The organism is Micromonospora sp. MH33 (assembly GCF_003013775.1).
GTDB lineage: Bacteria > Actinomycetota > Actinomycetes > Mycobacteriales > Micromonosporaceae > Micromonospora > Micromonospora fulviviridis.
Window position 1 is genome coordinate 1 of the sequence record NZ_MUYZ01000166.1, and the last position, 14,660, is coordinate 14,660.

15 protein-coding genes and 2 pseudogenes are annotated in these 14,660 nt (G+C 74.5%); 4 read left to right on the forward strand and 13 right to left on the reverse strand.

Annotated features, from left to right (window positions below; translation table 11 throughout):
• From B0E53_RS22695 to B0E53_RS22705, 3 genes and pseudogenes are all read right to left on the reverse strand, one after another.
• Positions 1 to 311 (reverse strand): annotated as a pseudogene (locus B0E53_RS22695) (beta-ketoacyl-[acyl-carrier-protein] synthase family protein); the annotation flags it as partial.
• Positions 304 to 549, reverse strand: coding sequence for a hypothetical protein (locus B0E53_RS22700; RefSeq protein WP_107077911.1), 246 nt, complete (start codon positions 547 to 549; stop codon positions 304 to 306). The pseudogene B0E53_RS22695 and the gene B0E53_RS22700, both read right to left, overlap by 8 nt.
• Positions 549 to 812 carry an acyl carrier protein gene (locus B0E53_RS22705; RefSeq protein ID WP_107077912.1) on the reverse strand — a complete coding sequence of 88 codons (264 nt, stop codon included), beginning with the start codon at positions 810 to 812 and terminating at the stop codon, positions 549 to 551. The genes B0E53_RS22700 and B0E53_RS22705 overlap by 1 nt, the downstream gene beginning before the upstream one ends.
• 17 nt (positions 813 to 829) lie before the next feature.
• On the opposite strand from B0E53_RS22705, the gene B0E53_RS22710 reads away from it, so the two are divergent.
• Complete coding sequence (locus tag B0E53_RS22710) at positions 830 to 1,546, forward strand: 4'-phosphopantetheinyl transferase superfamily protein (RefSeq protein ID WP_107077913.1); 717 nt, start codon at positions 830 to 832, stop codon at positions 1,544 to 1,546.
• Here B0E53_RS22710 and B0E53_RS22715 read toward each other — a convergent pair.
• The 10 genes from B0E53_RS22715 to B0E53_RS22760 form a co-directional block, all read right to left on the reverse strand.
• Entirely contained in the window at positions 1,444 to 2,826 is a 1,383-nt protein-coding gene (locus B0E53_RS22715; protein ID WP_107077914.1) for a class I adenylate-forming enzyme family protein, read from the reverse strand. The genes B0E53_RS22710 and B0E53_RS22715 overlap by 103 nt on opposite strands.
• A 236-nt stretch (positions 2,827 to 3,062) precedes the next feature.
• Entirely contained in the window at positions 3,063 to 4,256 is a 1,194-nt protein-coding gene (locus B0E53_RS22720) for a Cmx/CmrA family chloramphenicol efflux MFS transporter (protein WP_107077915.1), read from the reverse strand.
• Positions 4,257 to 4,499: 243 nt separating this feature from the next.
• Positions 4,500 to 5,765 carry a beta-ketoacyl synthase N-terminal-like domain-containing protein gene (locus B0E53_RS22725; protein ID WP_107077916.1) on the reverse strand — a complete coding sequence of 422 codons (1,266 nt, stop codon included), beginning with the start codon at positions 5,763 to 5,765 and terminating at the stop codon, positions 4,500 to 4,502.
• Entirely contained in the window at positions 5,762 to 7,030 is a 1,269-nt protein-coding gene (locus B0E53_RS22730; RefSeq protein ID WP_107077917.1) for a beta-ketoacyl-[acyl-carrier-protein] synthase family protein, read from the reverse strand. Before B0E53_RS22730 ends, B0E53_RS22725 begins: the two co-directional genes overlap by 4 nt.
• Positions 7,027 to 7,434, reverse strand: coding sequence for a cupin domain-containing protein (locus B0E53_RS22735; RefSeq protein WP_107077918.1), 408 nt, complete (start codon positions 7,432 to 7,434; stop codon positions 7,027 to 7,029). The genes B0E53_RS22730 and B0E53_RS22735 overlap by 4 nt, the downstream gene beginning before the upstream one ends.
• Positions 7,431 to 8,141, reverse strand: a complete 711-nt coding sequence (locus tag B0E53_RS22740; protein ID WP_107077919.1) for an SRPBCC family protein — start codon at positions 8,139 to 8,141, stop codon at positions 7,431 to 7,433. The genes B0E53_RS22735 and B0E53_RS22740 overlap by 4 nt, the downstream gene beginning before the upstream one ends.
• The gene (locus B0E53_RS22745; protein ID WP_107077920.1) at positions 8,138 to 9,643 is read right to left on the reverse strand and encodes an acetyl-CoA carboxylase biotin carboxylase subunit; all 1,506 of its coding nucleotides are present in this window, start codon (positions 9,641 to 9,643) and stop codon (positions 8,138 to 8,140) included. Before B0E53_RS22745 ends, B0E53_RS22740 begins: the two co-directional genes overlap by 4 nt.
• On the reverse strand, positions 9,643 to 10,119 hold the full coding sequence (gene accB, locus B0E53_RS22750; protein WP_107077921.1) for an acetyl-CoA carboxylase biotin carboxyl carrier protein: 477 nt from the start codon (positions 10,117 to 10,119) through the stop codon (positions 9,643 to 9,645). The genes B0E53_RS22745 and accB overlap by 1 nt, the downstream gene beginning before the upstream one ends.
• Positions 10,116 to 11,858: an acetyl-CoA carboxylase carboxyltransferase subunit alpha gene (locus B0E53_RS22755; protein WP_107077922.1), complete on the reverse strand. Its 1,743-nt coding sequence runs from the start codon at positions 11,856 to 11,858 to the stop codon at positions 10,116 to 10,118. The genes accB and B0E53_RS22755 overlap by 4 nt, the downstream gene beginning before the upstream one ends.
• On the reverse strand, positions 11,855 to 12,217 hold the full coding sequence (locus B0E53_RS22760) for a TcmI family type II polyketide cyclase (protein WP_107077923.1): 363 nt from the start codon (positions 12,215 to 12,217) through the stop codon (positions 11,855 to 11,857). Before B0E53_RS22760 ends, B0E53_RS22755 begins: the two co-directional genes overlap by 4 nt.
• 415 nt (positions 12,218 to 12,632) lie before the next feature.
• On the opposite strand from B0E53_RS22760, the gene B0E53_RS22765 reads away from it, so the two are divergent.
• From B0E53_RS22765 to B0E53_RS22775, 3 genes and pseudogenes are all read left to right on the forward strand, one after another.
• The gene (locus B0E53_RS22765) at positions 12,633 to 13,475 is read left to right on the forward strand and encodes a BTAD domain-containing putative transcriptional regulator (RefSeq protein WP_246835547.1); all 843 of its coding nucleotides are present in this window, start codon (positions 12,633 to 12,635) and stop codon (positions 13,473 to 13,475) included.
• A gap of 133 nt (positions 13,476 to 13,608) precedes the next feature.
• Entirely contained in the window at positions 13,609 to 13,956 is a 348-nt protein-coding gene (locus tag B0E53_RS22770; protein WP_107077924.1) for a TcmI family type II polyketide cyclase, read from the forward strand.
• 241 nt (positions 13,957 to 14,197) lie between these two features.
• Positions 14,198 to 14,660, forward strand: a pseudogene (locus B0E53_RS22775) (hypothetical protein); the annotation flags it as partial.

A 14,660-nucleotide genomic window follows, 5' to 3' on the forward strand; every position in this document is an offset into this window, starting at 1 on the left:
GCGGCCGGCACCGGCAGCGAGTGCGGGCCACCGTGGGTGGCCAGGAACAGCGCGGCGCCGGCCCGGTGCGTCCGGTCCAGGCCGGCCGCCCGGCACGCGCGGTCGACGGCGTCGGTCAGCTCGTCGGCGAGGGTGCCGACCTCCGGCAGGGTGGCCGCCACGGTGACCCGGCGGCCGGTGGTGTCGAAGCGGCGCACCGGCGTGAACGCCGGGGTGCCGGCGAGCACCCCGGCGAGCAGCGCGTCGGCGCCCCTGCCCAGGGCGCTGACCGCGTGGACGCCGGTGATCCGTACAGGCTCCCGCTCAGCCATCTGCGGGAGCGGTCAGCGAGGTGTGGAACACCGCCAGCGCGTCGTCGACGGTGCGGATGCCGGCGAGCTGGTCGTCGGTCAGCTCCAGCCGGCGGTCGTAGCGTTGCTCGACGAGGTGCACCAACCAGGCCAGCTCCATCGAGCCGATCCGGTCGGGCACCTGGTCGACGGGTTTCGCGGTCAGTTCGGCGAGCATGCTCACCAGGTCAGCTCGCCCCAGGTCGGGCTGACCGGTCATCAGGAGTTGTCGCTGTTCGCGGTCACCCGGTCGGCGACCATCGTGATGAACTCGCCGACCGTCATCAGGGCCAGCTTCTCCGACTCGTCGTCGGCGAACTTCAGGCCGTACCGGTCCTCGACGCGGACGGCGAGGTCGGCCAGGGCCAGCGACTCGAGGTCGACGCCGGAGGGGCCGAGGGTGGTGTCGTCGTCGATGTCCTCGACGTCGTAGTTCATGTCGGCGAGCTGCTCGATGACGAAGGTGCGGACCTCGTCTCGCATGGCGTTAACCTCTTTCCGTGAACCAGCTACCGGTGCCCGGTCGGGACACCGTGTACGTGTGGACCGGCCGCACCGCCGGCGACCAGCGGGAGCTGGCGCGGCGGCTGCTCAGGCGCGCGGGTGGCGCGTTGCTCGGCCGGCCCGGGGCGGAGATCGGGGTGGGACGGGCGCCCGGCGGACGCCCGGAGGTGTACGCCGACGACGGGCGGACGCTGCCGGTCAGCGTCAGCCACGTCGACGGGGTGGTCGTGGTGGCCGCCCGGGTGGGCGGACCGGTCGGGGTGGACGTGGAGTGGCGCCGGCGGCTGCCCGCCACGCCGCTGGCCCGGCGCTGGTACGACCCGGACGAGGCGGCCTGGCTGGCCGGCCGGGACGAGACCGGCCGGGAGCTGGACTTCCTGCGCCTGTGGACGGCCAAGGAGGCGGTCGGCAAGGCGCTCGGCACCGGTCTGCGCGGCGGCGGCCTGCGCCGCCGGATGCCCCTGCCGGACGGCGGCGAGCTGCTGCGCCCGGTTCCCGGCTGTCCGGGGATGCGGGTCGGCCATCCGGCCGGCGGAGCGGGCCTGGTGCTCGCCGTCGCGGTCGCCGGCGCGGCCGGTCCGGTCGAGGTCGTCCTCGACCAGGGGGCCGGTCATGACGCCGCGTCCCGCAGCGCCGTCGCGGAGCGGACCAGCTTGCCGGTGGTGGTGCGGGGCAGCTGGTCGAGCAGGTGCAGGGTGCGGGGGCGCTTGTAGCCGGCCAGGCGCTCGACGAGCAGCTTGTCCAGGGTGTCCTCGGAGAGCGAGCCGTCGGTCTGCACGTACGCGGTGATCCCGTCGTCCCAGACCACCACGGCGGCGGTCACCCCGGGCAGCTCGGCGACGCTGGCCTCCACCTCGGTCAGGTCGACCTTCATGCCGCCCACCGAGACCTGCGAGTCGAGCCGGCCCTTGATGGTGACCAGCCCGGTGCCCGGGTCGACCACGCCGGCGTCGCGGGTGTGCAGCCAGCCGTCGGCCCAGCGGGTCGGGTCGGCGAGTCCGACGTAGGGGTTGGCCGGGCAGCTGACCCAGAGCTCGCCGCCGGACTCGCGGACCCGGATGCCGGGCGCGGGGGCGATGGCGGGCCGGTGCGCGCCGTACAGGTCGGTGCCGATGACGCCGACCTCGGTCATCCCGTACATGTTGCCCAGCGGGACGCCGTAGCGGTCGGTGAAGGCGCGGGCGACGGCGGCCGGGACCAGCTCGCCGCCGGTGGTCATCCGCTTGAGCTGCGGCAGCGGCCGGGACGGCACGGTGGAGGCGAGCAGGCCGATGTGGAACGGCACGCCGAGCACGGTGGCGGGGCTGTCCTGGGCGGCGACGGCGGCGAGGATCGCGTCGCCGCTGAGCCGCTCCGGCGGGCACAGCTCGACGCCGGCGTGCAGGCCGTAGAGCAGCCCGCCGACCAGGCCGAGCACGTGCACCATGGAGGGCAGCAGGATGATCCGCTCGCCGGGCAGCGCCACCCCGTCGATCTGCGTGTAGCGGCGTACCTCGCCGACCAGGTCCTCGGCGGTCCGGCCGATCACCTTGGACGGTCCGGTGGAGCCGGAGCTGAGCTGGATCACCGCGTGCGGGCTGCCGGCCGGCCGGTTCGAGTACGACGTGACGCCCGCGGTGACGTCCACGAAGATCCGCAGCGCGCCGCCGCCGGTCCGCACCGGGGCCACCACCACCTGCGGGCCGAGCCGGCGCAGCGCCCGGTCGACCTCGTGGTCGGTGAGCCGGTGGTCCAGCAGGATCGCCTGGGCGCCGGTGCGCCAGGTGGCCAGCAGGTGCACCACGTAGGCCAGCGACGGGGGCAGCCGGAGCGCGGCGGCGCCGCCGGGGCGCAGGCCGGCCTCGGCCAGCCGGGTCTGCGCCTCGGCGACCAGGCGGCGCAGGGTGCCCTTGTCGACCGGCTCCGGCAGACGGAGACAAACGTCGGCGGGACGCCCGGTGAACAGAATGTCGTCCACCCAACTACCCACTGTCGACGCAGGATCTTCCGCCATAGGATGTGCTGTCACGACCGCCCACCGCCCAGCCTCGAAGTGGGCGAAATCCGCCCAACAGGTGCGTTCTCCGGGGTGCTGACGGAACAATACGACAGCCGTTCCGTGCATTGCTACATGCAAATGGCTAGATCAAGAAGAGCGGCTGGACGGATTGCTCAGGCTCGATCGGACAGGCAGTATCGGCTCCACGCCGGCTCGGTACCCCGCCGGCCACCGGATGCTGCCCGGGCGGCCTATCCCGCTGCCGCCCGCCCGCGGCGACCGACGCGGGGTGTGATGAATCGCAGGGACGGCAGGGCGATGAGCAGTGCGATCACAACCAGGAGGCAGCTGACCCATACCGGGCCGAGATCGAAAGCATTGGCCCCGAGGGTCGCTGCCGCAACGATGGGGCCGCCAGCAGCACCGATGTTGAGCGCCGCGGTCGCATACGACCCTCCCATCGTGGGGGCGCCCGCTGCCGCATAGAGCACCCTGCTGATCAGGGTGCTGCCCAACGCGAAGGACAGCGCGCCCTGCACGAACACGAGGAGCAGAAGCGCCACCGGTTGGGCTGCCAGGGTCGCCAACGCGACCCAGCCGAGCAACAGCAACGGGCCACCGATGGCGATTACGATACGGGGACGCTGATCGGAGAGCCGTCCGGCGAGGGTGACCCCGGCGAAGGACCCGGCACCAAAGAGCACCAGCACGACCGAGACCCACAGTTCGCCGAGGCCGGCGGTGTCAGTCACGATCGGTGCCAGGAAGGTGAACGTGGCGAAGGTGGCAGCGTTGACGAGGGCACCGAGCAGCATGACCAGGAGCAGCCTGGGCATCGCGAGCTGGGCGATCTCGTCCCGCAGAGACGAGCCAGCCGGAGTGCCCTGAGGGGTCTTTCCGGCAGGTGCCGGGATGCCCTTCACCACGCCGAAGGCAGCGGGAAGGCAGAGCAGTGCGATCGCCCAGAAGGTTGCCCGCCAGCTCAGCAACGTGCCGAGCACCGCACCGCCGGGAACCCCGGCGATCGTGGCCACCGTCGTACCCGAGAGCAGCACCGCCAGTGCGCGCCCCTTCTGATCAACTGCGACGAGCGTGGCCGCCGTGCTCAGTGCCACCGCCAGGAAGCCCGCGTTGGCCAGGGCGGCGATCACCCGGGTGACAAGCAGAACCGCGAAACTCGCCGTGAGGGCGCCGACGACGTGGGCCACGGCGAAAACCAGCACGAAGCCAAACAGGCTGGCCCGAACAGGCCAACGGCGTGCAAGGGCCGCCATCAGCGGCGCGCCGACGATCATCCCGACGGCGAACGCCGAGGTCAGGAGCCCGGCGGCCCCGACCGACACGTCGAGGCTTGTGGCGATGTCCGGCACCAGGCCGGCGAGCATGAACTCCGAGGTGCCCATGGCGAAGACCGCCACGGCAAGCAGGTAGAGCGGGAGAGGCATCAAGAGCTCCGAGGTGGGCGAGAAGGAGGAGACGTCTCGTCACCGCGGCCAGCGCCCCAAGGGGTGCGCGCAAACGGCCCATGCAGCAAAGACTGCTGGGAAGCGGGCTATGAACTCAGCGGTTCAGGGGGCTGACGGCGTGACCGAAAGCCCCCACCTTGGATGCCTCAGGGCTCGACATGGCGCAAACACTACGCAAACCCACCGGTCATGACGCAACCGGGTTCCGCAGGGCGAGTGTCGTCAACCACGTGCTCCCGCACCAACTAGTTCCCGGGGGGGCGGGGCGGCGCCGCGCAGCACCACCGCGCTGTTGAAGCCGTCGAAGCCGCGCGCCCCGACCAGGGCGATCCGGCTGCGCGGCGGGCGCGACCGGCGCAGGAAGGTCAGCTCGCAGCCGGGCGCGGGCTGCTCCGGGCCGGCCGAGGCGGGCAGCAGGCCGTGGTGGAAGGCGAGCAGCGCAGTAGCCGCGTCCAGGGCCGAACCGCCCTGGTGGGCCCGGCCGGTCAGCGGCTTCTGCGTGGTCACCGCCGGGGTCGTCGCGCCGAAGACCGCGCGCAGGGCGGCCGCCTCAGCCCGGTCGTACGCGGGCACGCCGAGCGCGTCCGGCCAGATGACGTCCACGTCGTGCGGCCGGACCGCGGCCCGGTCCAGGGCCAGCCGCAGCGCCCGGGCGTAGTGGGTCGGGTCGGGGCCGGCCCCGGGGTCGGTCGGGGCGGCGTCGTGGGTGGCCGCCCAGCCGGTGATCTCCCCGTAGATCCGGGCGCCCCGGGACAGCGCGTGCCCCAGTTCCTCCACCACGAAGACGGCGCCGCCCTCGGCCGGCACGTAGCCGGCGGCGCCCGCGTCGAACGGCCGGTACGCCAGCTCCGGGTCGGCGACGTCGCTGAGCAGCCCGGAGCGGAGCTGGCAGGCCAGCGCGTACGGGCTGAGCGGGCACTCGGTCGCCCCGGCCACCACCAGCGGGGTGCCGCGGCGGATGGTCCGTACCGCGTGGGCGAGGCTGTCCAGCCCGCCGGCCGACTCGGAGACGGTCACCCCGCAGGGTCCCTTGAGCTGGTGCCGGATGGAGAGCTGCCCCACGCTGGCCGCGTAGAACCAGGCGATCGACTGGTACGCCCCGACCGTCCGGCTCGGCCCGCCCCAGAGCCGTTGCAGCTCCCGCTGCCCGAACAGGTTCCCGCCCGAGGAACTGGCCAGGGTCACCGCCCACTGGTACGGGTCGGGGGCCTCCTCGGGCAGGCCCGCGTCTGCCAGCGCCAGCCGGGTGGCGGCGAAGCCGAGGTGCGTCCACCGGTCGGTCTGCACCCGCTGCCGGGTGTCGGTGAACCCGGCCGGGTCGAAGTCGGGCACCTCCCCGGCGATCCGGGTCGGGTAGCCGGCCGGGTCGAACAGCGTGATCGGCCCGGTGCGCCGGGTGCCGGCGAGCACCGCGTCCCAGTGCGCGTCGGCGCCGACGCCGGTGGGTGCGACCACCCCGATCCCGGTCACCACGGCCCGCGCGGTCACGGGTGGACCGCCAGCCGCCGGAAGATCATGGCGGACTGGAAGCCGCCGAAGCCGCTGCCCACCGACAACGCCACGTCCACCGGCACCTCCCGGGCCTCGTTGGGCACGTAGTCCAGGTCGCACTCGGGGTCCCGGGTCGCCCAGTTGGCGGTGGGCGGGACCACGCCGTACTCGATGGCCAGCGCGCAGGCGGCCATCTCGATCGAGCCGATCGCGCCGAGCGAGTGCCCGACCATCGACTTGATCGAGCTGATCGGCACCCGGTACGCCGTCGGCCCCAGCGCCCGCTTGAACGCGGCGGTCTCGTGCCGGTCGTTCTGCCGGGTGCCGGAGCCGTGCGCGCTGACGTACGACACGGCGGACGGGGCGAGCCGGGCCTGGCGCAGCGCGTCGGTGATCGCCACGGCCATCTCCGCGCCGTCGGGGCGCAGCCCGGTCATGTGGAAGCCGTTGCTGCGGCTGGCGTAGCCGGCCACCTCGCAGTAGATGTGCGCGCCCCGGCGGCGGGCGTGCTCGGCCTCCTCCAGCACCAGCACGGCCGCGCCCTCGGCCAGGACGAAGCCGTGCCGGTCGGCGTCGAACGGCCGGGAGGCGTGCTCCGGGTCGTCGTTGTCGGGGCTGGTGGCTCCGATGGCGTCGAACGAGGCGACGGTGACCGGGGAGATGGGCGAGTCGGCCGCCCCGGCCAGCACGACGTCGGCCTCGCCGTCGGCGACGAGCTGGTGGGCGTAGCCGATGGCGTCGATGCCGGAGGTGCAGCCGGTGGAGACCACCTGCGCCGGGCCGTGCAGGCCGTGCCGGCAGGCCACGTCGGCGGCCAGGCTGCTGGGGATCAGCGCCTGGTACAGGTACGGCCCGCCGAGGGTGTGGTCGACCAGCCAGCGCCGACCGGAGTCGCTGACCCGGACGTACTCCTTCTCCAGCGCCATGGTGCCGCCGACCGCGGTGCCGAGCACCACGCCGGTGCGTTCCCGCTCGGCGTCGGAGAGGGTCAGGCCGCTGTCGGCGAGCGCCTCCGCGGAGCAGGCGAGGGCGAACTGCACGTACCGGTCGGCGCGCTGCCGCTCGGCGAGGGTGATGCCGGCGGAGTCCGGGTCGAAGTCGCACTCGGCGGCGATCTGCGAGCGGAACGGCGACGGGTCGAAGAAGCTGATCCGCCGGGTGGCGGTGCGCCCCTCGGTGATGGTCTTCCAGAACCGGTCCCGGGTGGCGCCGCCGGGGGCGACGACGCCGACGCCGGTGACCACGGTGCGCCGGCCGGTCACGACGGTTTCCGGGGTGGTGGGGCGCCCTCGGTGTCGACGTGGCCGAGTTCCGGGCGGGGGGCGAGCGGTCCGAGGTGGAAGACCACCTCGGCGGGCTCATCGCCGGTGTTGCGCAGCCGGTGCCGTACGTGCCGGGGCACGAAGAGCGCCTCCCCGGCCGCGAGCGGGACGGGACGGTCGTCCAGGTCGACGGTGATGGCGCCGCGGGCGACGTAGAGAAACTCCTCGCTGTAGGGGTGGTAGTGCTCGGCGATCCGCTCCCCCGGCGCCAGCGCGGCCACCCCCATGAAGCCCGAGGTGCTGCCGACGGTCTTCGGGCCGAGCAGCACCCGCAGCTCGCCGCCGCGCCGCCGGTCGGCGGTGACGTCGTGCACGGAGACCCGGGCGGTACCGGTGTCGGTCATCGCGCGCCTCCCGCGTGCGCCCGCTCGATCCGCTCCTTGATGACGGCGAGCTGGACCTTGCTGTTGGTGTTGATCCGCTCGGTCATGCCGGCGTTGTCGACCGGCGCGGTGGGCTTCATGGCGAAGTCCTGCACCCAGGTCATCCGGGTGCCGCCGAGGATCTCGTCGTAGCGCCAGTGGATGCGCATGTACTCGAACGGGCCGGTCTCCACCCGCCGGGCGTGCACCTCGCGGGTGGCCGGGTCGGCGGTGCGTTCGCTGACCCAGCTCCACGACGTGCCGTTCTCGTCGGGGTGCATGGTGAGCCGGAACCGGACCGTGTCGCCCTCCCGGTGCAGGATCTCGACCACCGCGTACTCGGTGAACAGCTCGGTCCACCGGGCGACGTCGTTGGTGATCTCCCAGACCAGCGGCAGCGGGGCGGCGATGTCGACCGCGTTCTCGGTGTGCCCCGGTGGCGGGTCGGCCCGGCGGGCCACCAGGTCGGCGACGCCGGCGATGCTGAGCTGCCCGGCCTGCTCGGGGATCTTCACCCGCCACCGGTCGGCCACGACCGCGGAGAGTTCGAGCAGCGCCAGCGAGTCCATGCCCAGCTCCTCGAGGCTGGCGGCCGGGGTGCGGGCGGCGGCGTCGGCGTCCAGGCCGCAGTGGGTCACCAGGATGTCGGTGATCTCGTTGGCGAGCGGTCGGTCGGGAGCGACGGTCATCGGTTCCTCCAGGCGGTCGGGCCGGCGGCGGGCACGGCGGTGACGGGGGTACGGCCGGCCGGGTCGGCGTCGGCTCGGATGTCGGGCACGGTCCGGTCGGCGGCCGCACCGCCGTCGTGCGGCGGGGCGGCGACCGGTACGGCGCCGGCGGCGGGCGGGGTGAGCAGGCGCTCGACCAGGGCGGTGGTGTGCCGTCCGGCGCGGAAGGCGGCGTCGCGCAGCACCCGCCGGGCGAACGGGATGGTGGTGCGCACCCCCGGGCCGGCCACCTCGAACTCGCCGAGCGCCCGGTCGAGCCGGTCCAGCGCGCCGTCCCGGTCCGGTGCCCAGACCGCCACCTTGGCCAGCAGCGAGTCGTAGTGCGGGCTGACCAGGTAGCCGACGTGGCCGTGGGTGTCGACCCGGGTGAACGGGCCGCCGGGCGGCCGGAAGCGGTCCAGCCGGCCGGGGGCCGGGGCGAAGTCGCGGTCCGGATCCTCCACGTTGACCCGGCACTCGACCGCCACCCCGCGCAGCCGGACGTCCTCCTGCCGCCAGCGCAGCGGGGTGCCGGCGGCCACGTGCAGCTGTTCGTGGACCAGGTCGATGCCGGTGACCAGCTCGGTCACCGGGTGTTCCACCTGGATCCGGCAGTTGATCTCCAGGAAGTGGCAGCGCTCGGCCTCGTCCACCAGGAACTCGACGGTGCCGGCGCCGGTGAAGCCGACCGACAGGGCGCCGCGCAGCGCGGTTTCCGCGAGGGTGTCCAGGGTGGCCGGTCGCAGCGCCGGGGCGGGGGCCTCCTCGATCAGCTTCTGGTGCCGGCGCTGCACCGAGCAGTCCCGGGTGCCCAGGTGGATCCCGTTGCCGTGGCCGTCACAGAGGACCTGCACCTCGACGTGCCGGGCGTCGACCAGGTACCGCTCGACGTACACCCGGTCGTCGCCGAACGCGACCTGGGCGGCGGCGCGGGTGCGGGCGTACGCGCGGGGCAGCTCGGCGGCCGAGCGGACCACCGTCATCCCGCGCCCGCCCCCGCCGGCGGCCGCCTTGACGATCACCGGGTAGCCGACCTCGGCGGCCACGTCGAGGGCGTCGGCGGCGGTCGGCAGGGTCCGCACGCTGCCCGGCGGCAGCGGCAGGCCGGCGCGGCTCATCAGCGCCCGCGCGGTGGACTTGTCGGCGAGGGCGGCCATCACCTGCGGCGGCGGGCCGACGAAGACGAGCCCGTTCTCCGCGCAGATCTCGGCGAAGTCGGCGTCCTCGGAGAGGAAGCCGTAGCCGGGGTGCACGGCCTGGGCGCCGGTCTGCCGGGCCGCCTCGACGATCGCCGCGGCGTTCAGGTAGCTCTGCCGGCTGGCCGCCGGTCCGATCCGGACGGTCTCGTCGGCCAGCCGCACCGGCAGCGAGTCGGCGTCGGCGCTGGAGTGCACCACCACCGTCCGGACACCCAGTTCCCGGCAGGCGCGCAGCACGCGCAGCGCGATCTCGCCGCGGTTGGCGATCAGCACCTTCTCGAACATCAGGCGTCCCGTCCGGTGAGCGGTTCCAGGGCGATCAGCGGCTGGTCGTACTCGACGGGCTTGCCGTCCTCCACCAGCACCTCGACCACCCGTCCGGCCTGGCCGGCGGTCACCTCGTTCATCAACTTCATCGCCTCCACGATGCCGACCACCTGGCCGGGCCGGACCACGTCGCCGACCGCCACGAACGGGGCCGCGCCGGGCTCGGGGGCCCGGTAGAAGGTGCCCACGACGGGTGCCCGCACCGCCGGCCGGTCCGCCGCGGGCACCGCCTCGACCTGCGGCGCGGTGACCGGATCCACCTCGGCACGCGGCGCGGGCGCCGGCCGGGCCGGGTCGTGCCACTCCACCTCCAGCACGGTCTCGCCGCTGCGCAGCCGCACCCGGCGCACCGGGCCGGCCAGCTCCGCGACCAGCTTGCGGGCGTGCCGGCTCAACCCGTCCAGCACCTCCTCGGGCCCGGCGTCGGCACTCATCGCGCCACCTCCGTTCGCGCACCGTTGCGGATGGCGTCAATCGGCGGGTTCCCGCCGGCCGAGCGGGCGGCGCCGAAGCGGCGGAACCGCTGCCGGCGGCGGCGGACCAGAGTGGCCGGCGGCACGGCGAGCAGCGGAGCGAGGTTCGCCGTCACGGCCCGCCCCAGCAGCTCGGCCGCGCCGGCCGGGTCGCCGTGGGCGGCGGGCCGCGGCTCGGGCACCACCTCGTCGACCACCCCGAGCCGGCACAGGTCGGCTGCGGTGAGCCGGAGCGCCCGGGCGGCCTGCGGGGCGGCCGAGCTGTCCGGCCAGAGGATCGCTGCGCAGCCCTCCGGGCTGATCACCGAGTAGACGGCGTGCTCCAGCATCAGCACCCGGTCGGCGACCGCGAGGGCGAGCGCGCCGCCGCTGCCGCCCTCGCCGGTGACCACCGCGACGACCGGCGTGGGCAGGACGCTCAGCGCGAGGATGTTCTCCGCGATGGCGGCGGCCTGGCCCTGCTGCTCCGCGGCCACACCCGGGTCGGCGCCCGGGGTGTCCACCAGGGTCACCACCGGCAGGCGGAGCCGGGCCGCGAGGCGCATCAGCCGCAGCGCCTTGCGGTGCCCGGCCGGGCTGGCCATGCCGAAGTTGCGGGCCACCAGCTCCGCCGTGGTGTGTCCCTTCTGGTGGCCGATCACCATCACCGGCCGGCCGTCCAGCCGGGCCACCCCGCCGACGATCGCCGGGCAGTCCGCGCCGAGCCGGTCGCCGTGCAGCTCCACGAAGCCGTCGAAGGCGGTCTCCAGGTAGTCGAGGGTGGTGGGCCGGCCGGGGTGCCGGGCCGTGCGTACCGTCTCCCAGGCGTCGCGGGCCGGACCGGGCGCGGCGGCGGGGGCGTCGGCCCCGGCGGCCGGTCGCGGCGCCGGCTCCTGCCGGGGTACGGGCACCCGCCGGCCGGACTCGGCGGCGGCGAGCAGCGCGGTCAGCCGGCCGCGCAGCGCGTGCCGGGGCACCACCAGGTCGACCTGGCCGTGCCGGAGCAGGAACTCGGCGGTCTGGAAGCCCTCCGGCAGCGTGGCGCCGGTGACCTGGCGGATCACCCGGGGGCCGGCGAAGCCCAGCCGGGCGCCGGTCTCGGCGAGCACCACGTCGGTGTTGGTGGCGAAGGACGCGGCCACCCCGCCGTACGTCGGGTCGGTGATGATGCTGACCGTGAGCAGTCCCGCCTCGCGCAGCCCGGCGACGGCCTGGCTGACCGTGGCCATCTGCATGAGCGACAGCGCGCCCTCCTGCATCCGCGCCCCGCCGGAGGCGGTGACCAGCACCAGCGGCGTGGCGTCGGCCAGCGCCCGCTCGGCGGTCCGGGTGATCAGCTCGCCGACCGCGCAGCCGAGGCTGCCGCCGAGGAAGCGGAAGTCCATCACCGCCAGGGCGACCGGGTGGCCGCCGACCCGGGCGGTCCCGCAGACCACCGCCTCGTCCAGGCCGGTTCCGGTGCGGGCCGCGCTGAGCCGGTGCGGGTAGGGCAGCGCGTCGACGAACCCGATCGGGTCGACCCGCACCGCCCGCTCGGGCAGCGGGGTGAACGAGTCCGGGTCGACCAGCTGCGCCACCCGGTCCGGCGCGTCGAGCCGGGCGTGCGACCCGCACTCCGGGCAGACGTCGAGGTTGCGCCGCAGGCGTTTGCGGTAGAGCAGCGAGGCGCACCCGTCGCAGCGGGACCAGAGCTGCTCGTCCCGGGGAGCGGTGGTGGTCACGACTGCCGCCCGAGCGCGTCGTACCGGTGGGACTGCCGCCCCGGTGCGTCGTACCGGTAGAAGCAGTGGGCCATGGCGTCGCGGGGCGAGCGCCAGGTCGGCAGGTACGGCGAGATGTACGGGCGCAACCGCTCGCTGACCCGGACGAACTCGGGATGGCCGCGCGCCTCCTCCACCGCCCCCTGGGCCGGCGCCTCCGTCTCCAGGAGATGGACGTAGAGGTCGTGCAGCCGGTAGAGGGAGCGGTGCCGGACGCCGACCAGCCCGGGCAGTTCGGTCGCGTCGGACTCGGCGAAGATCTCGGCGACCCGATCCTCGGCGGTCGGCACCACCTTGGCGACGATGAGCGAGCGGTCCATTGCGCAGCCTCCCCTGGGTGCGTCCCGGTGCGTGGCGACCGGTCTCGCCGGACGACTGGCGACACGGTGCCGCCGGCACCGTCAACGCGGCGTCAACCGGCCACCATCGGCCCCGGAAGTCCGTGACGCTGCGTTGACGCAAGCTGTGCGCCAGCTATGGGAAGATCAACTGCCCTGAATGGATGGCGACACTTATTCGCAGTTCACAGGCGGTTCGCCCGGCCATTACGGACGGTCAGCAAACCGACGCGTCGTTGACGCAGAGTAACAAGTGTTGATATCCTCCGTACCGGTCAGCCCGGCTACAGCGGGCTTCTCCGCCACGGCGGAGCCGTTCCGACACCGGCGTCGCGGGCAGCCGAGCCGGACAACAGAGGACGGTCGGGACGAGGGTTCCGGTGCAGGGGGTGCGCCCGTGTCCGGGGGATCAAAATTGCCGACGGCGGGAGACCCCGTCCCACGGGTGTCGCTGCACCTGCTCGGCGGGTTCCGGCTGCTCCACGACGACGTCCCGGTGGTGGTCCCCCGGGGCCTGCAACGGGTCATCGCCCTCATCGGGCTGCGCCCGGGCGCCACCCGTAGCCACCTCGCCGGGCTGCTCTGGCCGGAGACCCCCGAGGACCGGGCGCTCTCCTCGCTGCGCACCGCGCTGTGGCGGCTCCGGCAGGACCCCTGCTGTCCGCTGCGCACCGACGGCGACACCGTCCGCCTCGGCCCCACCGTCCACCTCGACGTCGACGAGCTGGTGGCCACCGCCGCCCGGGTACGCGACGGCGAGGTGCCCCGCGGGGCCGCCGGCGCCGGCCGGCACGACCTGCTCCCCGGCTGGTACGACGACTGGGTGCTGCTGGAACGCGAACGGCTGCGCCAGCTCCGGCTGCACATGCTGGAGGAACTCGCCAGCAACCACCTCGCCGCGAACCGGCACGGCGAGGCCCTGGAGGCGGCGCTGGAGGCGATGGCCGCCGAACCGCTGCGCGAGACCCCGCACCGCCTGGTGGTCCGCATCCACCTCGCCGAGGGCAACGCCTTCGAAGCGGTGCACGCCTTCTACGTCTACCGCGACCTGCTGCTGCGCGAACTACGCCTGGAGCCGTCCCCGGCGATGTGCGCCCTGCTCGACGAGACCCTCGCCCCGATCCGGCGGGCCACCCGGCAGGCCCCCCAGCGGCGCGCGGACCGGAGCAACGCCCCCGGCCGCCCGGCCGGTTCCGCACCGCGCGGCCCGACCGCTCCCACCACACCGCACCCCCGCTGAGCGTCACCACCGCCATCAATGTCCCCACGCGGGCTGTGACGGCCAGGTGACAGCCGGGCCGGCAGGGTGGGCCGCACGGTGACCGACGCCCTCGGCCGGGGTCGGGGCACCACGAGCGGCGAGAGGGGTCCCGATGAGTCGACTGTTGGTCGTCAGCCGGATCGTGCCGGGGGCGCAGGGCCGGGTGGCACAGATCTTCGCCGAGTCCGACGCCACCGAGCTGCCCCGCCTCACCGGCGTACGGCACCGGTCGCTGTACTACCTGCACGACCTCTGCGTGCACCTCATGGAGACGGTCGCCGTCGACCCGGACGCGGCCGCCGAGGTCCGCGACAACCCGCTCTACCAGCAGGTCAACGAGCGGCTGTCGGCGCACACCTCGCCGTACCTGCCGACCTGGCGGTCCCCACGCGACGCCGTGGCCGGCTGCTTCTACAGCTGGGACGCGGCCGAGCTGCCCGTGCCCCGGCGGATCTGCTGAGCGTCGCCGCACCGCACGGAAGACCGGGGCGTCCCGGACCCTCGAACGGCACCAGGGTCCGGGACGCCCCTTCCGCTGTCCCGCGCGGCACACGCTCGGTCATCTCGCGGCCACCGGCCGGCACCGCCCCGTCCCACCAGCGACGGCAGCCGCCGACCTCCCTGTCGCCCCGCGCGTACGTGTGCGAAGCTGCCCCGGGTTTTCTCGCGATTGTCGTTCACGTACATAGGAGGAGGTTGGCATGCCGTCGAGCTTCGGGCAGTGGCTGGTTCTGATCCTGGCCCTGCTGGTGGGCCTGGGCATCGGGTGGGTGGTGAGCGGCCGCCGGAACGCCGCCGGCACCGGTACGCCCACGGTGGAGGGTGCGGCCGCCCCGGCGCCCGAGGTGACCGCCACGGTCGACCAGGAACGGCCGGAGGCCGTGGTCGACGAGGTGCCGGCGCCGGCCGCCGTTTCCGAGCAGCCGGTCCCGGTCGAGCAGGACGCCGCCCCGGCCGCCGCCACGCTGGCCGCCGAGGCCACCACCCTGCCGTCCGCCGAGCCCGCGTCCGCCGATCCGGTGCCTGCCGAGACCGCAGCCGTCGAGCCGGTCGCCGTCGAGCCGGTCGCCGTCGAGGAGCCGGCCCGTCCGGTCGAGCCGGTGGTCGAGGTCGGCGCCGAGCCGGTCGCCGTCGAGGAGACCGAGCCGGCCCGGAGCGCGCCGG